Genomic DNA, 18,335 nt, shown 5'->3' on the forward strand with positions numbered 1-18,335 from the left:
GATAGGATTGACCGGCTGACCACGGGGATGCCGCCCTCCCTCTCCCCGTTCTTCACGGGGAGAGGGGCGGGGTGAGGGGCAGCGGCGCGGGTGCTGCTAGTTAGTAGTCCTGAAATTAAGTACAGGCCAAAGACAATTACTCCTCGTGCTTCGACAAGATCAATCACGAGATAGATACACACCGCCCGTGCGGCTGCCCCTCACCCCACCCCTCTCCCCGTGAAGAACGGGGAGAGGGAGCGCGGCGTCGCTTGGGGATGGCAGGTCGGGCTCAATGAGGAATGCGAGCGGATATTCGCGTATGCAAGAACTTATTTGTGCAGAGTGACGCCGCTCGCCGCGAGCGCCGCTGCAACTCCCTCTCCCCGTTCTTACGGGGGCGCGGCGAGCTTCGCTCGCGCTGGGAGGGTTGGGGTGAGGGGCAGCCACACGGGAAGTGCTACTTGTTAGCTGCCGGAGCTTTCATCGAAAGCCAGTCCAAAAACCCGCTACCTCGCCAGAAACGCCGTGCCGGCTGGGCCGTTGGCGACGGACATCGACAGCGCGCCGGGGGCGATGTTCCAGTTGGTGGCATTCAGGATCAGGGTGTTGAACACCATGGTCACGCTGTTGCTCGAGACGTTGGACACCGAGTTGATGGTGACGTTGCGGCTGGGAAGGTACATCAGCCCGGTGAACGACGAACCGCTGGTGCCGTTGATCGGCAGGTTGCTCGTCGACAGGCCGGTCGGCTCGTACATCAGGATGTTGGCATAGGTGCCCGTGGTCGGCGCCGACAGCGTGGCGTTGACGTTGCCGTTGAAGGTGAGGGTCGCGTTCTGATCGACCAGGTAGAAGGTGACGCCGGTGCCGGTGACTGTCCAACTGGAGTTGAAGGTCATGCCGCCGTTCTTGATGACGTAGAGTCCGGGATTGAGCTTCAGCGTGCCGGAGCCGTTGAAATTGGTCCATCCGCAGTAGACGCCCGGATCGAGGGTCACGGTGCCGGAATCGTAGGTCTTGTTGTTGAAGGTGCAGGACCCCACGGTCGGCACCGGCAGGGTGCCCGCGAACGGATCCGAGATCGCCGCGCAGCTGGTCTCGGCGGGCGGGTTGACGCCGCCGTTCTTGATGATGGTCGAGCCCTTGATGCAGATGCGCTTGGCGTTCAGCGTAGCGTTGAAGATCGCGGCAGGACTCTGCGTCGACAGCACGTGCACCTCGCAGGTCGGCGCATTGAGCTGGGCGCCGGAATTGACCAGCAGCGATTGCGAGTTGAGCGTGCTGACGAGCAGGATGCACACCGGCGTCCTGGTCTGGGCGCCACCCTTGGCGGTGGCCGTGGCCGTGACGCCGAGCGACGTGGCGCCCATGACGTTCAGGAATGTGGTCGGGACCGTCGCATTGGCGGTGCCCGAGACCGAGCCATCAGCGTTTGCGACGAAGGTGGCGGATTTCGCCGTGCCGAAACGGCTGGCGAAATCGCTCTTGAACACGGCGTCGGCGGTCGAGATCTGCTGCCCGCTGGGCTGGATCACTGCGGCCAGGACCGCGGCGTCGACCGACTTCTGCAACTTCGCCTTGACGTCGCCGCTCTTGGCGAGATCCACCGCCGCGCCCACCGAGATCAGGATCGGGATACTGGCGATCGCGAAGATCATGCTGATGTTACCGTTCTCGGCACGCCAAAACCTGCGCGACAGACGGCGAACGGAGTCGAGTGAGAACGATGCGGACATAGGTGCGACGCTTCCTGCTGGGTTGCTGTCCGAGGCTCGGCGCTGGCGAAGCGAGCCCGTGCTGCAGGAGTGGACCGCCAGACGTTACCGCCGACTGAATCCGGTTTCATAAAGAAACCTTTGGGAGCGCTGACGGGAACGGAAGGTTATCATTGTGTTTTACTAATTGTGGAGAAGTCGCCCCTGGTACCATTCAGCGGTAGTGATGCCATCAGATACCTTCAAACGGCGGTACCATCAGCTTGCTGTCAGTTGTGGGCAGGAGGAATTCTCGTCTTCGTCGATGCGCGGCTACGGCGAGTGTGTGTGCCAGATTCCACGTGATGCGAGCACGAGGCTGCAGACCAGGGCGTAGGCCATGAGCGACAGGGTGACCATGGCCGCCAGCGAGGCCATGCCGCCGCCGAGCAGGACGATGGCGACGAAACCGCCGCCGGCTGCGATCAGGATGCGCAGCGCGGAGCCCACGAATGGCCACAGCACATGGCCAGCGCCCTGGCCGGCAAACGACAGCACGAAGCCGAAACCGAGCGCGGCATAGGCGGGGGCGACGGTGCGCAGGTAGGTGGTGCCTTCGTGCAGCACGTCGGCATCATGACTGAACAACGTGAGCCAGAGCGGCGGATGCAGCGCCACGATCAGCCCGATCGCGCCGACCAGGGCCGCACCGCTCAACGCGCTGATCCAGGCGATGCGGCGAGCGCGCACGCCCTGGCCGGCGCCGACATTGATGCCGACCATGGTCAGGGTGGCGGTGCACAGTCCGAACAGGATTGGTATCATGATATAATCCAGCCGCGAGGCGATGCCGTAGGCGGCGAGCTCCGAGGTCCCGAAACGGCCGGCCAGCGCGGTCACCAGGATGACGGTGAGGTTGACCATGACGGCATTGAGCGCTGTCGGCAGGCCGACCCTGAGAATGTCGGCGAACAGCCGGGGCTGCAGCGGCGCGACGCGCACATGCAGGCTGGAGCGGCCCGAGGCCATGTAGCGCAGCAGCACCAGCATCGCGCCGCAGTAGTACAGTCCGAAGGCGATGCCAGCGCCGGCGATGCCGAGTGCCGGCAGCGGGCCGAGGCCGAAGATCAGCATCGGAGAGGTGGGGATCATGACCAGCGCGCCGACCAGCGTGACCAGCGCCGGCACGCGGACGTTACCGGCGCCGCGCAGCGCGGCCGCCTGCAGGTTGACGATCCACACCGGAATGGCGCCGGCGAACAGGTAGTTGGAATAGCGTAAGCCCGCCTCGAGCGCACCGGCGCGGCCGCCGAGCGCGTGATACAGCGCCGGACCGGACAGCGTGATGGCGAGCGTGAACAGGCCGCCGGCGATCACCGCGAGCACGATGGCATGAAAGGCGATGGCGTCGGCATCGGCCTGGCGCCCCGCGCCCACGGCGCGCGCGACCGCAGAGGAGACGCCGCTGCCAATGCCGCCATTGGACATCATCGTCATCAGCATGAACAGCGGGAACACCAGCGCGGCGCCCGCCAGCGCGTCGGTGCCGAGGAAGCCGACATAATAGGCCTCGGCGACGTTCACCGCGGTCTGCGCCACCAGCACCGACATCGTCGGCAGCGCCAGGCGGACCAGGGTCGGCAGCACCGGGCCGCTCAACAGCGCCGCACGCGTCGCCGCCGCCTTGCTGCGCGACGGGTCGGCGATGCCGGGGGAGGGCAGCTTGTCCGGAGCGCCGGTCTGCGGCGCCTCGCGGGTCCGGGTCGAAACGTCCATCCTGCCTCCCGCACGCCGGGCAAGCCCGAGGCGTTTGAATGACGATCATCATTCAATAGGGCCGCGGCCGCGCAGGGGCAAGGTCGGCCTTGCGCAGACCGATCATGAATTCTTGAAGGGACGGCCGCGCAGCGCAGAGAGGGAGCAAAAGCATGATGTGTTTCTACGAAATCGCATCGTGGCAGCCTCGCGGACGTTTTCCGATTTCGCAGCTGGTAGCTTGGAAGTCGGCCTCGCTATCACCCTCCCCTGGAGGGGCCTGGAGGGGGAGGGTCGGTTCACATGCGCAAAGCGCAAGTGAACCGGGGTGGGGTGATCTCTCCACTTGCACCGGTTTCCGCGACTTCACCCCACCCCGCTCGCCCGCTTCACGTGCGATAGCCCTGCCCTCCAGGGGAGGGTGAGACCGAGATCGCGGTGCCTGCCGTCTTCATGATCGGGACGTTGACGATGAAAGCATGATGCGTTTCCACGCAATCGCGTCACGCTCTAGTAATGGACGCGCAGGCCGATGCCGCCGTGAATGGTGTTGCCGACCGGCTGCGGACCGAGCGTGCCGTTGACGAACAGGTCGGCGATCCAGCCCTGGGACAGCCGGAACCCGAGCCGGCCGCCATATTCGAACCAGCCCTGGTTGCCCATGGTCGGCGTCACCGTGCCGTTGCCGGTGACGGTGGCGACAATGCCGGATCGGGTGCCGAACGACTGCACGTAGCCGCCATTGATGTTGGCCTCGATGGTCGAGCCGAACAGATGCGTCCACTGGCCGCCGACCTTGACCAGGCTGGTGCGGTCGGTGCCGCCGGCGATCGCGGCGTCGGACGGGTTGAACGTCACGGTGGGATCGCGATAGGCGGCGACGTTCTGCCACAGCTGCCACAGCTCGACCGAGGCGGCGAGCTCGTCGCGCGGCGACATCCGGCTGATCCAGCCGGCGCGGCCATAGACCGCGTAGTTCGACGCCGTCGTGGTGCCGTCGACCGTCACCGTGCCGAGGCTCGTGTTGTAGCTGCGGCCGTAGCGCACGCGCTCATGCGGCGTCAGGATGGTGCCGACGTCGAAGAACGGCCGCGACGATCCCCAATCGGTGGCGTCGTAGCGCAAGGCGAAGGCGCCGATCGGCGCCGACGTCACGTGATAGCCGTTCTCGTTGTACTGCGTGTAGGCGAGGCCGGCGAGCAAAGCGAGATTGCCGGTGAGCTGCTTGCGGCCATGGATACCGGCTGAGAACGAGCCGGCCGAGCCGAACGCGCTGATGCAGTCGTTGCAATTGACCTGCTCGTTGACGCCGAGCAGCACCAGGCCGAGCACCCGGTTGGTGACCATCTGGTTGAAGCGCTGGTCGGCGAGCCCGTTCACCGCACCGCGGCTGGAATCGGCGCCGTTGGGCGTCGGCGAGGCGGCAGGCGACGGTGTCGGCGTCGGCGTCGGGCAAGGCGCCGCGTTGATCGTCTCGACGTTGCAGCCGCTCTGGGCCGCGGCCGGGACGGCCTGCCAGGCGAGCGCGAGGCCGGCTGCGGCCATGGCCATGATCAGGAGGGGTGGGCGGGCGCGCATCGTCATCGCCCACACAGGATGCCGGTGAAGTCTTGCGGCGGCGCGTTGCTGGCGAGATCGGTGACGGTGCACAGTCCGGTCGTCGACGTGCAGGTCGCCGCAAAGCTCCAGGACGGGTTGTTGGTCTTCGTGATCGTGCTGCGGCCCTGGCCGGTCGCGGTGATGATTGCGGTATCGCCCGGCTGGGTCAGCTCGATGCACTGGAAGGTGAGGGTGCAGACGCGCGATGCGCCCTCCTGCAGCACGACCATGGTCTGGCCGCGTTGCGACCTGATGTCGAGAATGGTGCCGCGCACGCCGATGGTCGCGAGAGGCGTGTTGATCTTGTAGGCGGCCTTTTCGGAATGACCGGTGACGAAGCGGAACGCGCCGGTGCCGAGCCGGATGGCGATGTCGCGATAGCTGGTCTCGTCGTTGAAGACGGTGCGGTCGAGCGTCAGGGTCGCGTTCGGGCCGAGCGAGAGATTGGTGCTGTCGAGCATCACGAGCCGGGCGGCGCTGTCGCTGCCGGTGCGCACGGTCTCGTTGCGCACGACGCCGTCGCCGACGCTGATCGGGCTGCTCGCGGCGCCGGCCACGCGCGCGACGTCCTTCTGCACCAGCACAGCCTCGCCGATGCGGCTGTCGGCCAGCACCGGGCCGGCCGCCGCCAGCAGGGCGGCGGTCGAGACGGCGGCCACGATTGTACGGCGACGCAGGCTCATGTCAGACTCGATGTTGGTTCCCTCGCGATCCTAGCGCAAGACGGGCCGCAGGAATGTTGTAAGATGGACACAAGTCGGTCGTGATGCGCACGCTGGTTAGTTGCGCCCATGGTGAGATCAGTTCAATCGCATGCCCACGAAGGTATCTGCTTCTCGCCACACGGCTGACGACGACACCGACGATGCGGCGCCGGCGCGCGCGGATTCGCTGCGCCGCTTCGTGCTGACGACGTTGCTGATCTTTTCGATCGCGCATGTGCTGCTGATGGTCGGCCTCGCGTCGCCGCCGAAATTCATGTTCGACGAGGTGCACTACGTGCCGGCCGCGCGGCAGATGCTCGGCGTTTCGCCTGTGAGCCCGCAGCTCAATCCGATGCATCCGCCGCTCGCCAAGCAACTCATTGCGCTGTCGATCAGGACGTTCGGCGACAATCCGTTCGCGTGGCGCTATCCTGGTACCGTGCTCGGCGGGCTCGCCATCGCCGCGATCTATCTGTGCGGACTGGCCCTGTTCGCGGCGCAGGGACCGGCGATCACGGCGGCGCTGCTCGCCTTCGTCAACCAGATGCTGTTCGTTCAGGCGCGCGCCGCGATGCTCGACATCGGCGCGCTCGCCTTCAGCCTGCTCGCGATCGCCGCCTTCCTGTTCGCCTTCAGGCTGCGGCGGCCGCAACCGGTTTTCGCGCTGGCGGGCGTGATGTTCGGGCTCGCCATCGCCTGCAAATGGAGCGGGCTGTTTCCGCTGCTGACGGCGCTTATGATCATCGGCGTGATCAAGCTGCTGCAGCATTGGCAGACGACGTTCGGCGATTCCGAGCCGACCGACTGGTATCAGCCCGAGCAATGGCCGCACCTGCGATGGTGGCACGTCGCGCTGTGCCTCGGTGTGCTGCCGGCGCTGTGCTATCTCGCGACCTTCGTTCCGCTGCACGGGCTGTCGATCGGCGCGATTTTCGAGGCGCAGCGCCGCATCTTCGCCGACAGCGTCACGACCGCGATCGCCGGCCACACCTATATGAGCCCGTGGCCAACCTGGCCTTTCCTCGTCCGTCCGGTCTGGTTCCTGTTCGACAAGGCAGGCGACAACGACATCGCCGCGGTGGTGCTGCTCGGCAATCCGCTGGTGCTGTGGCCCGCGCTGCTGGCGCTCGCCGCCTGTGCCTGGGACTTCGCGGCACGGCGCAGCGCGGCCGCGTTCCTGATCCTGGCGTTCTATCTCGGCTGCTATCTGCCCTGGGCGCTGCTGCCGCGGGCGCTGAGCTTTCTGTACTACTATCTGCCGTCGGCGACGCTGGCGAGCCTCGCGCTCGTGCACGTCCTCACACGCCTGCCGCGCTGGGCGACATGGGCCTATGTCGCCGTCGCGGTCGCCGGCTTCCTCGCGCTGCTGCCGGTCAGCGCCGCTTTCCTCGGCACGACGATGCAGACCTTCACAAGGCTGATGCTGTTCCAGAGCTGGATCTGACGACGCTCAAAAAAACGCCCCGCCTGCCAGGGGATCTCGAGCAGGCGGGGCGATGGGCGGCGGAGCGCTCACTTCGCCGCGGTCTTGGTGTCCATGTTGACGACCTGGACCCGCCGGTTGAGCGGATCGGCCGGGTTGGCCGCATCCTTCAGCTTGGTCTTGCCATAGCCGACGGTGACGAGGTCCTGGCCGGTCAGGCCGAACTTCTCGACCAGATAGCGCTTGATGGTGTCGGCGCGCCGCTCGGACAGGCCCTGATTGAAGCTCTCGCCGCCGATGCCGTCGGTATGGCCGGCGACCACGAAGGTCGAGCCCTTCAGGTTCGGATCGGACAGCGCCTTGCCGAGCTCCTGCACCGCCGGCATCGACGCCTTGCTGATATCGGCCGAGTTGTAATCGAACTGGATCTCGAGATCGATCTTCGGCTTGGTGGCGGCGAGTTCGGCGATCTGCTCGCGCTCGCCGAGCGACAGCGAGCGTGTCTTGCGGTTGCGCATGCTGTCGAGGAACGCGGCCTGCTTCGCCTGCGCCGCGGTGTCGACCGGCTGGGCCGCCTGCGGCCCAACCGTCAGGCCGCGCGTGGCCGATTTCGGCTTCAGCGCATTCAGGATCTGGTCGGCCGACACGGCTTCGCCGGCGAGAGCCACACCTGCGCTCATCGTCACCAGGGCGGACAGCGTGGCGGCTTGAATTGCAAAACGTCCAAAATATCGGGTCATCGTCGTCATCCTCGGGTCGTCATGACCTATGGCCATTGGATGTGCCGAGACTACAACCGGTTCAAAGCGTTCGAATGTGATCGATGTCACTCAGCGCCGCCGGCTGGTCTGTTCGCGCGCCGGCACGGCGGGTGCTGCGAGGTTGTCGCAAAGCCATCGGGCCTCGGCCGGCCTGCCAACAACAAATCGGCAAGATGCGGTTCTACCGGATATCCATCGCCGGAAAAAAATCGCAAACGGGGGGTGCGACGCAGGCCAGCGGCGAATTGAGTCAAGAAACGCCAACAGAAAAGCTTTAGCCGTGTTCAACTCATCACCCAGGCGCGACTACCAGTCTCATCGGGCCGGCAGCCAGGACCAGGCGGGATCCTCGAGTTCCATGTCGACGCTGATCGGCGCCGGCATCATCGCAGCCTCGATCCTGCTGTCGACGCTGATCACCGCGGTCGGCAACCGCTATGTCGGGCTGGAGAGTCCTGCCGACGACACGGCCTGGCTGGTCGATCGGCTGACCGGGCGGATCTACAAATGCCGCGCGCCCGATCCCGGCCGCGCCAGCTGCAGGACCGAGATCGCGACCGGCAGCATTCCGGACAAGGCGAAGCCGTAAGTTCCTCGGGCGGGATCCGCCGCGTGATTGCCGTTGCGGGCATGGGCCCGAATCTCGCACACATCGTTGTGTCATGGCTTCCGTTCCCACGCCTGTTGCGCTCTCGAAGACGGCCGCGCGCCGGAGCTGGCTGCGCGCCCAGCGCCTCGATGCCGAGGCGCCGTTCGGCGCGGGCGCGGATGCGGTTGCTGCGGCCATCGCTCATCTCGGTTACGTGCAGATCGACACCATCAATGTCGTCGAGCGTTGTCACCACCACATCCTGTTCAGCCGCATTCCGAGCTATCGCCGTGCCGATCTCAGGCAGGCGCAGAGCATCGACAGGTCGGTCTTCGAGTATTGGACGCACGCGTTGTCCTACGTGCCGGCGCGGGATTTCCGCTATTTCGTTCCGGCGATGCGGCGCACTCGCCGTGAAGGACATCGCTGGCTCACGACCGTGAAGCCCGAGGACAGCCGCAAGGTGATGCGGCTGATCCGCCAGGGCGGTGCGCTCACCATTCGCGACATCGATGACGACGAACTGCGTGAGAAGGACCACGCCTGGGCTAGCCGCAAGCCGTCGAAGCGCGCGCTGCAACTCGGCTTCTACGAGGGCGTGCTGACGGTCGCGAGCCGCGACGGCATGCTCAAGACCTATGACCTCACCACCCGGCATTTCGGCTGGGAGCGGCTGCCGAAGGGGGCCACCGAGCGCGAGATCACGGCCTATCTGCTCGACCGCGGGCTGCGTGCCCAGGGCGTCGTCAGCCTCGACTCGCTGTGCCATCTCAACGCCTCGCGCAAGGCGGACGTGCGCCGCGTCATCGAGGCCCGGGTCCGCCGCCGCGAACTGGTGCCGGTGGCGCTGGAGGGCGCCGGACGGCAGGAGCATTGGGCCGCGCCGGCTGCGCTCGAGGAACCGGTCGAGATCAGCCCCGAGCGGGTTCACATCCTGTCACCGTTCGATCCGCTGATCATCCAGCGCAAGCGGACGCAGCTGATCTTCGACTACACGCATCTGTTCGAAGCCTACGTGCCGAAGGAGAAGCGCAAGCTCGGCTATTTCGCGCTGCCCGTCCTGGCCGGCGAGGACATCGTGGCGGCGCTCGACCTCAAGACCGACCGCCAGAACGGCAAGCTGCTGATGCAGAAATGGAGCTGGGTCGGTCCGGGGAAGGCGGCGCGCGGCGACGCCCGGAAGGATCTGAAGCGGCGCATCGAGGAGGAGCTGCACCGGTTTCAGCGCTTTCAGCTCGGCGACTGATCGGGCTCGGCGCGCGCCGCTGCGACTGAGATGATCATCCGGTCGATCCAGATGCCGAGCAGGACTCCCACCGCATAGGCGACGACGTTCCACAGCGAGAAGATCCGTCCGAGCAGCAGGGCGCCGGCGAGCGTCAGGCGGAAGCTGTCGAGCCATGGCGTGTGAAGCAGCCGGCTCGCCTCGACGATGACGGCCACGGCCATCGCAAGCAGGCCGATCCGCCGCCATGACATCCGCGGCAGCAGTGCGACGAGGAGCACATAGACCATCGTCGCCTACAGGACGGAGCCGCCATATTTGACCACGAAGGCGGAAAGGCCGAGGCCGCGACCGTAGACCCTCAAGCCGAGCCCGAGCGCGATCACGACCAGCGCCGTCACGACTGCGAGGCCGGTGCGGCGGCGGGCGTCAGCTGAACTCAGCATGTGCGTTGGCGTGCTGGCGATGCAATTGCCGCGCGCCCGCAATGTGTCGCTGTCCAACAGGCTGCTTCCGATTGCCTCGCCACCACTCAGTTCTCGCTGCCGGTGCTCGCCTCGACCGCGCTGATCGCGGTCGTCGTCTGGATGGAGCTTACTGCACGCCGCGCGTCCTGCCACAGGTTGGCGGTCCTGTTGGCCGTTCGGAGCCTGTCCAGCACGTGAGCACCTGCGGCAACATGTCCGGATGTTCACGAAGTCCTGATCACTGACGATTATTGACATTCGTCAGTCAACAATCGACATTCCTTCGCAACAGCAGCGAAGGGGTATCCGATGCTCGTCGATCAGGTTTTTTCCAGCTTTTCCAGGCTGTTAAGCGGCGCAGCCCTGGCTGCTGCGGCGATCTCGCTGGCCGGCTGCAATGAAACCGTCGCTCAGAAGGCCGAGCCGGTCAGGCCGGTTCTGGTCGCCTCCGTCCACTACGAGGCCGAGACGCCGGAGCGCAGCTTCGTCGGCACCGTCCGGCCACGGATCGAGGCCGACATCGGCTTCCGGGTCGCCGGCAAGGTGGCCAAGCGTCTGGTCGAGGTCGGCCAGACCGTGGAGGTCGGCCAGCCGCTGGCCACCCTCGACGAGGTCGATCTGAAGCTGCAGGCCGAGCAGGCCGAGGCCGAATTCCGCGCCGCCACCGGCGTGCTGGCGCAGGCCTCCGCTGCTGAGACCCGGGCGAAGGAATTGCGCGCGAAGGGCTGGACCACGGATGCGCAGATGGACCAGGCCAAGGCTTCGGCCGATGAAGCGCGCGCGCGGCTGAATCGCGCCGAGCGTTCGGTCGAGCTGACCCGCAATTCGCTGTCCTACGCGACCTTGGCGGCGGATGCGCGCGGTGTCGTCACCGCCAGCATGATCGAGCCGGGCGTTGTGGTCGCCGCCGGCCAGGCCGCGATCCGCGTCGCGCGCTTCGCCGAGAAGGAGGCGGTGGTCGCAATCCCCGAGACCCTGCTCGAGCGCGCCAAGACCGGCAGCGCCTACGTCACGCTGTGGTCGGACGCCGACAAGAAATATGCGGCGAAGCTGCGCGAGATCGCGCCGGCCGCCGATCCTGCGACGCGCACCTACCTCGCCAAGTTCTCACTGCCGGATGCCGGTGACGCCGTCTCGCTCGGCATGACCGCGACCTTGACGTTGTCCGATCCCGCTACCACGCGCGTTGCGCGGCTGCCGCTGTCGGCGCTGTTCAGCGACGGCCGTGATCCGTCGCTCTACGTCGTCAACGACAAGGGCGAGGTGACGCTGAAGCCGGTGAAGGTGAAGGCCTATGACAGCAAGGACGTGCTGGTCACGTCAGGCGTCGACGAAGGCGAGAAGGTCGTCGCGCTCGGCGTGCAGAAGATCGACCCCGCGCAGAAGGTGCGCGTAGTCTCGGCACTGACGTTCTAGCTCTGACAAATATGGCCGTCATTGCGAGGAGCGCAGCGACGAAGCAATCCAGGGCTACGCGTGCGACTCTGGATTGCTTCGCTTCGCTCGCAATGACGATCACTAAGACTGTCGCTCTGGATTAACGACTTCGGATCATCGGAGAGCACCCATGAAGCGGTTCAACCTGTCGGCCTGGGCGGTCAGTCATCCGCCGCTGGTGCTGTTCCTGATCCTTGCGCTCAGCGTCGCCGGATTCTTCTCGTATCAGAAGCTCGGCCGCGCCGAGGATCCGTTCTTCACCGTCAAGGTCGTCAACGTCTCGGTGATGTGGCCGGGCGCCACGGCTGCGGAGATGCAGAGCCAGGTCGCCGACCCGATCGAGAAGAAGCTGCAGGAGCTGCCCTACTTCGAGAAGGTGCAGACCTATTCCAAGCCCGCCTTCACCGCGCTGCAGCTCACATTCCGGGATTCGACGCCGCCGAAGGAGGTGCCTTACCTGTTCTACCTCCTGCGCAAGAAGCTCGTCGATGTGGCGCCCGCGCTGCCGTCGGGCATCGTCGGCCCGTTCGTCAACGACGAGTTCTCCGACGTCGACTCCATCCTGTTCATGATGACCGGCGACGGCGCCGACTACGCGCAACTGAAGAAGACCGCCGAGGGCCTGCGCCAGCGCCTGCTGAAGGTCGCCGGCGTCACCAAGGTCAATCTCTACGGCACCCAGGACGAGCGCATCTACGTCGAGTTCAGCCATGCCAAGCTCGCCACGCTCGGCATCACGCCGCAGGCGCTGTTCGATTCGCTCGCCAAGCAGAACAACGTGACCCCGGCCGGCACGGTCGAGACCTCGTCGCAGCGCGTGCCGCTGCGCGTCACCGGTGCGCTCGACGGCGCCAAGGCGGTCGCGGAGACGCCGGTCGAAAGCAACGGACGCGTGTTCCGGCTGGGCGACATCGCCACCGTCACCCACGGCTTCGTCGATCCGCCGACCTTCAAGGTGCGGCAGGAGGGCAGGCCGGCGCTCGGCATCGGCGTCGTCACCGCCAAGGAAGCCAACATCCTCGAGCTCGGCAAGGAGGTGCACGCCGCCGCCGACGATTTCATGAAGGCCGTGCCGCAGGGCATCGAGATCGAGCAGATTGCCGATCAGCCCAAGGTGGTCGAGCACGCCGTCAGCGAATTCGTGCACTCGTTCGTCGAGGCGCTGGTGATCGTGCTGTTCGTGTCGTTCCTGGCGCTGGGATGGCGCACCGGCATCGTGGTGGCGCTGTCGGTGCCGCTGGTGCTCGGGCTCGTCTTCATCGTCATGGAGATCATGGGGCTCAACCTGCATCGTATCTCGCTGGGAGCGCTCATCATCGCGCTCGGCCTGCTGGTCGACGACGCCATCATCGCGGTCGAGATGATGGTCGTGAAGATGGAGCAGGGCTGGGACCGGATGCGAGCGGCGTCCTTTGCCTGGGAGTCCACGGCGTTCCCGATGCTGACCGGAACCCTGGTCACGGCTGCCGGCTTCCTGCCGATCGGCTTTGCCAACTCCGCGGTCGGTGAATATGCCGGCAGCATCTTCTGGATCGTCGCCATCGCGCTGGTCGCGTCATGGTTCGTCGCCGTGATCTTCACGCCCTATATCGGCGTCAAGCTGCTGCCCGACATGAAGCTGCATCACGGTCATGACGAGCACGCGATCTACGAGACGCGCATGTATCGCGGCCTGCGCCGCGTCATCAGCTGGTGCGTCGATCACCGCATCACCACGGTCGTCGCCACCGTGGGCATCTTCTTCGCCTCGATCGTCGCCTTCGGTCACGTGCAGCAGCAGTTCTTCCCGCTGTCGGAACGTCCCGAGCTGTTCCTGCAGCTGCGCCTGCCGGAAGGCACCGCTTTCGGTGTCACTGAAAAGGCCGCAACATCGGCAGAACGGCTGCTCAAGGACGACAAGGACATCGAGACCTACACCGCCTATGTCGGGCAGGGCTCGCCGCGCTTCTGGCTCGGCCTCAACCCGCAGCTGCCGAACGAGGCCTTCGCCGAGATCGTGATCGTGGCCAAGGACGTCGCCGCGCGCGAGCGCATCAAGGCCAAGATCGAGACCGCGGCCGCGAATGGCGAGCTGAACGAAGCGCGTGTCCGCGTCGACCGCTTCAACTTCGGTCCGCCGGTCGGCTTCCCCGTTCAGTTCCGGGTCGTCGGCCCCGATGCCGCCAAGGTGCGCGACATCGCCTACCAGGTGCGCGAGGTCATGCGCCAGAACACGAATGTCAGGGACCCGCAGCTCGACTGGAACGAGCAGTCGCCCTATCTCAAGCTCGTCGTCGACCAGGATCGTGCCCGCGCGCTCGGCCTGACCCCGCAGGACGTGTCGCAGTCGCTGGCGATGCTGATCTCAGGCGTGCAGGTCACGACCATCCGTGACGGCATCGAGAAGGTCGGCGTCGTCGCGCGCGCGGCGCCGTCCGAGCGGCTCGATCTCGCTGGCGTCGGCGACCTCACCGTTACCTCGCGGAACGGCGTCGCGGTGCCGCTGCAGCAGATCGCCAAGATCGAGTATTCGCACGAGGAGCCGATCCTGTGGCGCCGCAACCGCGACATGGCGATCACGGTGCGTGCCGACGTGGCGGATGGCGTCCAGGCGCCCGATGTCACCAACCAGATCTCGCCGAAGCTGCAGGACATCCGCAACCACCTCGAGCCGGCCTATCGGATCGAGGCCGGCGGCGCGTTCGAGGAATCCGCCAAGGGCAATGCCTCGATCTTTGTGCTGTTTCCGCTGATGGTCATCGTGATGCTGACGCTGCTGATGATCCAGCTGCAGAGCTTCTCGCGACTGATCCTGGTGTTCCTGACCGCGCCGCTCGGCATCATCGGCGCCTCGCTCGGGCTCAATGTCGCCAACGCGCCGTTCGGCTTCGTGGCGCTGCTCGGCCTGATCGCGCTTGCCGGCATGATCATGCGCAATGCGGTGATCCTGGTCGATCAGATCGAGACCGACGTCGGCCATGGACTGACCCGCAAGGAAGCCATCATCGAGGCGACGGTCCGTCGCGCCCGCCCCGTGGTGCTGACCGCGCTGGCGGCGATCCTGGCCATGATCCCGCTGTCGCGCTCCGCGTTCTGGGGGCCGATGGCGATCACCATCATGGGTGGTTTGTTTGTTGCAACCTTCCTGACGCTGCTGTACTTGCCGGGTCTGTATGCCCTATGGTTCCGCAAGAGCCTGAATGAGCGCGGGGCAGCTGCGCAGGATCATTCTGCAGCGCAGCACGTTGACGTACCGAGGCCCGCGATCCCGCTCGCGGAGGCCGCGGAATGAAGGACGGACAAGATTGCAGGCATGATGACGCTGGTTTCCGAACATATCGAACCTGACACGAGCGAACGTATCCTCGTCGTTGCTGAACGCTTGTTTCGACAGATCGGCTACCAGAAGACGACCGTCGCCGACATCGCCAAGGAGCTCCGTATGAGCCCGGCGAACGTCTACCGGTTCTTCGACTCCAAGAAGGCCATCCATCGGGGAGTCGCCCGGACGCTGATGGCCCAGGTCGAGGCGGCGGCCATGCTGATTGCGGAGCGCGCCGGACCGGCGGCGCCGCGGCTACGCGAGCTGCTCGGCACCATCCATCGCATGAACACCGAACGCTATGTTGGCGACAACAAGCTGCACGAGATGGTCGCGGTGGCCATGGAGGAGAGCTGGGACGTGTGCGAGGCGCACATGATGCTGATCACCGAGACCATCGGCCGGGTGATCGGGCAGGGCGCGGCGTCCGGCGAGTTCGCGGTCACCGACATACCGCTGACCACGAAGTGTGCAACGACGGCGATGATGCGCTTCTTCCACCCGCAGATGATCGCGCAATGCGCGACCAAGCCCGGTCCGACCATCGACGAGATGATCGATTTCGTTCTGGCGGGGCTTGGTTCGAGGGGCGCTGCGGGATAAGTTCTCCGTCATTGCGAGCGAAGCGACGCAATCCAGGGCGGCACGCGCAGCTCTGGACGGCTTCCGCCGTCGCCCTCCGGGCTATGGCGGACAAGTCGTCGTTTGCGCTCCTTGCCATGACGGAAGGGACGACGGCGTGACTGAACGGGACCTGCATTTCTACGAACCGAAGAACGGCCACGGCCTTCGCCACGATCCCTTCAACGCCATCATCGCCCCGCGTCCGATCGGCTGGATCTCGTCGCGCGATCCGGATGGCCACGTGAATCTTGCCCCTTACAGCTTCTTCAACGCCTTCAACTACACGCCGCCGATCATCGGCTTCTCCTCGACGCAGTGGAAGGACTCCGCCGCCAACATCCAGGACACCGGCGAGTTCGTCTGGAATCTGGTGACGCGCGATCTCGCGACCCAGATGAATGCGACCGCCGCGCATGTCGCCCGCGACGTCGACGAGTTCGAGCTCGCCGGCCTCACGCCATTGCCGTGCAAGTTCGTCAACGTGCCGCGCGTGGCCGAGAGCCCGGTCGCCTTCGAGTGCAAGGTGACGCAGATCATCCAGCTGCAGGGCGCCGACGGCAAGAAGGCGAACGCTTGGCTGACGCTCGGCGAGGTCGTCGGCGTGCACATCGACAAGGCGCTGATCAAGGAGGGCGTCTATCAGACCGCGCTGGCGCATCCGATCGTGCGCGCCGGCCGCCGCGGCGACTATTTCGAGATCAAGGCGGAAGATATGTTCGAGATGATCAGGCCGGACTGACTGCGCGATCGATCCCAGCCACAAGTCCAGTTGCACTTGGAGACGACCTGCCGTGACCGAAGCCACCGTTCCTGTCGCGCCGTCCGTGCCGCGCGGCGATCTCTGCATCCGCACCCTGGCGATGCCGGCCGACACCAACGCCAATGGCGACATCTTCGGCGGCTGGCTGCTGAGCCAGATGGACGTCGGCGGCGGCGTGTTCGCAGCCAAGGTCGCGAAGTCGCGCACGGTGACGGTCGCGATCGAGGCGATGAACTTCCGCAAGGCGGTCTATGTCGGGGACCTCGTCTCCGTCTACGCGCATCTCGTGCGCGTCGGCCGGACATCGATGACGGTGCGTCTGGAAGCCTGGGTGCTGCGCCGGCGGGAGGAGCAGCCGATTCTGGTCACCGACGGCAACTTCACCTACGTCTCGATCGACGACAATGGCCGGCCGCAGCCGATCAGGCGCGACGGTGTGATCGCGACCTGATCGCGTGCTGCTGCTGTCGCTCGTCTCCGGTCATTTCCGCATCTTGTGATCGTCGTCCGGCGTTCCTCGCCGGCGAATGAGTAGCGTCTGCGCCGGCAAAGCTCGCGCGCTGCGCTGCGGGACTACGCAAACAGCACCACCTCATCATCAGCCGGGCATCGATCAAACACATCTCGGACAGAATCCACTGCTGACATTCCGCATGGACCGACGCTCGGGCGCTGCAGGGAACATTCCCCTCAGCGCTCCGTTATAAGCCCCGGAATGAACGACGGGATTTCGCAATGTCCGACACCTACATCATCGAGGTCAGCTCTCAGGCGGCGGGGATCGTCGTCCGCGACCGCGGCGGCTTCCGCTTCTTCGCGGCGTCGCATCGCTTCAATGCGCTCGAGGGCCAGGTGTTTCGCAACCCACGCGAGGCCGAGCGCGCGGCGCTCCGCATCGTCACCGGAGAATTCAGCGCGGCAGCCTGAGTCGTTTGCGACGACGCCGGCCCTGCGGGCAGCCGCAGCGGCGGCTCGGCACATCTGCTCCCGGACCAGTGAATGTTGCGGTGCGCTCGGAACGTTCGCTGATTGACGCTTGACTCGATCAGCATCACCATGGTGCAGCTGTTTCGAAAGCTTGCCATGGCCGTCTTCTCCCAACGTCAGACCGACATCCTCAACATCGCCCGCGCCTCCGGCCGCGTCATGGTGGAGGATCTGTCGCGCCGGTTTGAAGTGTCGGCGCAGACGATCCGCAAGGATCTCAACGATCTCTGCGAGCAGCGTGCGCTGACCCGGATCCATGGCGGCGCCATCATCGCCTCGGGCGTCGAGAACCTGGCCTATGAGGCGCGGCGCTTCGTCGCGGCCGACGAGAAGAAGGCGATCGGCGCGATCGCGGCGGCCCGCATCCCCAACGGGTCGTCGCTCTTCATCAACATCGGCACCACGACCGAAGAGGTGGCGAGCGCGCTGTCCACCCACCAGGACCTGCTGGTGATCACCAACAATCTCAACGTCGCGATGCTGCTCTATCCGCATCCGCGCATCGAGGTGATCGTGGCCGGCGGCAGCGTGCGGCGCTCGGACGGCGGCGTGGTTGGCTCGACCGCGACGCAGCTGATCGGCCAGTTCAAGGTCGACTACGCGATCATCGGCGCCTCGGCGATCGACGAGGAGGGCGCGCTGCTCGACTTCGACTATCGCGAGGTGCAGGTGGCGCAGGCGATCATCGCCAACGCGCGCAGCGTGATGCTGGTGGCCGATTCCACCAAGCTCCACCGCAGCGCGCCGGTGCGCATCGCCCATCTCAGCCAGATCCAGACCTTCGTCACCGACCGTCCGCTGCCAGACGGGCTCGCCAGCCTGTGCCACAGCCGCGGCATCGAGGTGATCTCGGCGATGGCCGCCGATGAGTCGGAGGACGCCGCAGAGGCAAGCGAAAGCGCCTCGCCCTCCGTGCTCCGGCGCGCCTGACATTCCGCTCCCAACAAAGGCCAGATGACCCCCGATTGGGCAGGTTTTGCCCAATCTCGGGCCAACTTGCGAATTTCGATTTGCTTTCACTTTCGTT

16 protein-coding genes and 1 pseudogene are annotated in these 18,335 nt (G+C 65.8%); 10 read left to right on the top strand and 7 right to left on the bottom strand.

Annotation, left to right across the window (positions count from 1 at the left end; translation table 11 throughout):
- Positions 1–488: 488 nt before the first annotated feature.
- The 4 genes from ACQR07_RS26830 to ACQR07_RS26845 all read right to left on the bottom strand — a co-directional run bounded on the left by ACQR07_RS26830 (position 489) and on the right by ACQR07_RS26845 (position 5,713).
- Complete coding sequence (locus ACQR07_RS26830) at positions 489–1,718, bottom strand: TadE/TadG family type IV pilus assembly protein (RefSeq protein ID WP_434905116.1); 1,230 nt, start codon at positions 1,716–1,718, stop codon at positions 489–491.
- A 291-nt stretch (positions 1,719–2,009) separates the two neighbouring features.
- Complete coding sequence (locus tag ACQR07_RS26835; RefSeq protein WP_434905117.1) at positions 2,010–3,452, bottom strand: MATE family efflux transporter; 1,443 nt, start codon at positions 3,450–3,452, stop codon at positions 2,010–2,012.
- Positions 3,453–3,941: 489 nt separating this feature from the next.
- Complete coding sequence (locus ACQR07_RS26840; RefSeq protein WP_434905173.1) at positions 3,942–4,982, bottom strand: hypothetical protein; 1,041 nt, start codon at positions 4,980–4,982, stop codon at positions 3,942–3,944.
- A gap of 29 nt (positions 4,983–5,011) precedes the next feature.
- Entirely contained in the window at positions 5,012–5,713 is a 702-nt protein-coding gene (locus ACQR07_RS26845; protein WP_434868639.1) for a FecR family protein, read from the bottom strand.
- A gap of 130 nt (positions 5,714–5,843) precedes the next feature.
- On the opposite strand from ACQR07_RS26845, the gene ACQR07_RS26850 reads away from it, so the two are divergent.
- Positions 5,844–7,178, top strand: a complete 1,335-nt coding sequence (locus ACQR07_RS26850) for a glycosyltransferase family 39 protein (protein WP_434905118.1) — start codon at positions 5,844–5,846, stop codon at positions 7,176–7,178.
- A 68-nt stretch (positions 7,179–7,246) separates the two neighbouring features.
- On the opposite strand, the gene ACQR07_RS26855 is transcribed toward ACQR07_RS26850, so the two are convergent.
- A complete protein-coding gene (locus ACQR07_RS26855) occupies positions 7,247–7,897 on the bottom strand; it encodes an OmpA family protein (protein WP_434868637.1) in 651 nt (216 codons plus the stop codon).
- Between the two features lie 379 nt (positions 7,898–8,276).
- Between ACQR07_RS26855 and ACQR07_RS26860 the strand changes: the two genes are divergently transcribed.
- Both ACQR07_RS26860 and ACQR07_RS26865 read left to right on the top strand, forming a co-directional pair.
- On the top strand, positions 8,277–8,507 hold the full coding sequence (locus ACQR07_RS26860; RefSeq protein WP_434905119.1) for a hypothetical protein: 231 nt from the start codon (positions 8,277–8,279) through the stop codon (positions 8,505–8,507).
- 73 nt (positions 8,508–8,580) lie between these two features.
- Positions 8,581–9,753, top strand: coding sequence for a winged helix-turn-helix domain-containing protein (locus ACQR07_RS26865; protein WP_434905120.1), 1,173 nt, complete (start codon positions 8,581–8,583; stop codon positions 9,751–9,753).
- On the opposite strand, the pseudogene ACQR07_RS26870 reads toward ACQR07_RS26865, so the two are convergent.
- Together ACQR07_RS26870 and ACQR07_RS26875 are read right to left on the bottom strand one after the other, a co-directional pair.
- A pseudogene (locus ACQR07_RS26870) lies at positions 9,738–10,178 on the bottom strand (DUF2809 domain-containing protein). The gene ACQR07_RS26865 and the pseudogene ACQR07_RS26870 overlap by 16 nt on opposite strands.
- 86 nt (positions 10,179–10,264) lie before the next feature.
- On the bottom strand, positions 10,265–10,393 hold the full coding sequence (locus tag ACQR07_RS26875; protein ID WP_434905121.1) for a hypothetical protein: 129 nt from the start codon (positions 10,391–10,393) through the stop codon (positions 10,265–10,267).
- Positions 10,394–10,508: 115 nt separating this feature from the next.
- On the opposite strand from ACQR07_RS26875, the gene ACQR07_RS26880 reads away from it, so the two are divergent.
- From ACQR07_RS26880 to ACQR07_RS26910, 7 genes are all read left to right on the top strand, one after another.
- Positions 10,509–11,615, top strand: a complete 1,107-nt coding sequence (locus ACQR07_RS26880) for an efflux RND transporter periplasmic adaptor subunit (RefSeq protein ID WP_434905122.1) — start codon at positions 10,509–10,511, stop codon at positions 11,613–11,615.
- Positions 11,616–11,766: 151 nt separating this feature from the next.
- On the top strand, positions 11,767–14,907 hold the full coding sequence (locus tag ACQR07_RS26885; protein ID WP_434905123.1) for an efflux RND transporter permease subunit: 3,141 nt from the start codon (positions 11,767–11,769) through the stop codon (positions 14,905–14,907).
- Positions 14,908–14,928: 21 nt separating this feature from the next.
- On the top strand, positions 14,929–15,540 hold the full coding sequence (locus ACQR07_RS26890) for a TetR family transcriptional regulator (RefSeq protein ID WP_434905124.1): 612 nt from the start codon (positions 14,929–14,931) through the stop codon (positions 15,538–15,540).
- 136 nt (positions 15,541–15,676) lie between these two features.
- Entirely contained in the window at positions 15,677–16,300 is a 624-nt protein-coding gene (locus ACQR07_RS26895) for a flavin reductase family protein (RefSeq protein WP_434905125.1), read from the top strand.
- A gap of 52 nt (positions 16,301–16,352) precedes the next feature.
- Positions 16,353–16,772, top strand: coding sequence for an acyl-CoA thioesterase (locus ACQR07_RS26900; RefSeq protein WP_434905126.1), 420 nt, complete (start codon positions 16,353–16,355; stop codon positions 16,770–16,772).
- Positions 16,773–17,056: 284 nt separating this feature from the next.
- Positions 17,057–17,248: a hypothetical protein gene (locus ACQR07_RS26905; RefSeq protein ID WP_434868628.1), complete on the top strand. Its 192-nt coding sequence runs from the start codon at positions 17,057–17,059 to the stop codon at positions 17,246–17,248.
- Positions 17,249–17,404: 156 nt separating this feature from the next.
- A complete protein-coding gene (locus tag ACQR07_RS26910) occupies positions 17,405–18,238 on the top strand; it encodes a DeoR/GlpR family DNA-binding transcription regulator (RefSeq protein WP_434905174.1) in 834 nt (277 codons plus the stop codon).
- Positions 18,239–18,335: the final 97 nt, after the last annotated feature.

This window comes from Bradyrhizobium sp. HKCCYLS20291, assembly GCF_051167715.1.
Classification (GTDB): Bacteria; Pseudomonadota; Alphaproteobacteria; order Rhizobiales; family Xanthobacteraceae; genus Bradyrhizobium.

Excerpts from the sequence above, each read along its gene's own strand:
- ACQR07_RS26860 (WP_434905119.1), top strand. The coding sequence starts at position 8,277 with ATGTCGACGCTGATCGGCGCCGGCATCATCGCAGCCTCGATCCTGCTG.
- ACQR07_RS26885 (WP_434905123.1), top strand. The coding sequence starts at position 11,767 with ATGAAGCGGTTCAACCTGTCGGCCTGGGCGGTCAGTCATCCGCCGCTG.
- ACQR07_RS26850 (WP_434905118.1), top strand. The coding sequence starts at position 5,844 with ATGCCCACGAAGGTATCTGCTTCTCGCCACACGGCTGACGACGACACC.
- ACQR07_RS26865 (WP_434905120.1), top strand. The coding sequence starts at position 8,581 with ATGGCTTCCGTTCCCACGCCTGTTGCGCTCTCGAAGACGGCCGCGCGC.
- ACQR07_RS26905 (WP_434868628.1), top strand. The coding sequence starts at position 17,057 with ATGTCCGACACCTACATCATCGAGGTCAGCTCTCAGGCGGCGGGGATC.
- ACQR07_RS26880 (WP_434905122.1), top strand. The coding sequence starts at position 10,509 with ATGCTCGTCGATCAGGTTTTTTCCAGCTTTTCCAGGCTGTTAAGCGGC.
- ACQR07_RS26910 (WP_434905174.1), top strand. The coding sequence starts at position 17,405 with ATGGCCGTCTTCTCCCAACGTCAGACCGACATCCTCAACATCGCCCGC.
- ACQR07_RS26890 (WP_434905124.1), top strand. The coding sequence starts at position 14,929 with ATGATGACGCTGGTTTCCGAACATATCGAACCTGACACGAGCGAACGT.
- ACQR07_RS26840 (WP_434905173.1), bottom strand. The coding sequence starts at position 4,982 with ATGGCCATGGCCGCAGCCGGCCTCGCGCTCGCCTGGCAGGCCGTCCCG.
- ACQR07_RS26835 (WP_434905117.1), bottom strand. The coding sequence starts at position 3,452 with ATGGACGTTTCGACCCGGACCCGCGAGGCGCCGCAGACCGGCGCTCCG.
- ACQR07_RS26830 (WP_434905116.1), bottom strand. The coding sequence starts at position 1,718 with ATGTCCGCATCGTTCTCACTCGACTCCGTTCGCCGTCTGTCGCGCAGG.
- ACQR07_RS26845 (WP_434868639.1), bottom strand. The coding sequence starts at position 5,713 with ATGAGCCTGCGTCGCCGTACAATCGTGGCCGCCGTCTCGACCGCCGCC.
- ACQR07_RS26855 (WP_434868637.1), bottom strand. The coding sequence starts at position 7,897 with ATGACCCGATATTTTGGACGTTTTGCAATTCAAGCCGCCACGCTGTCC.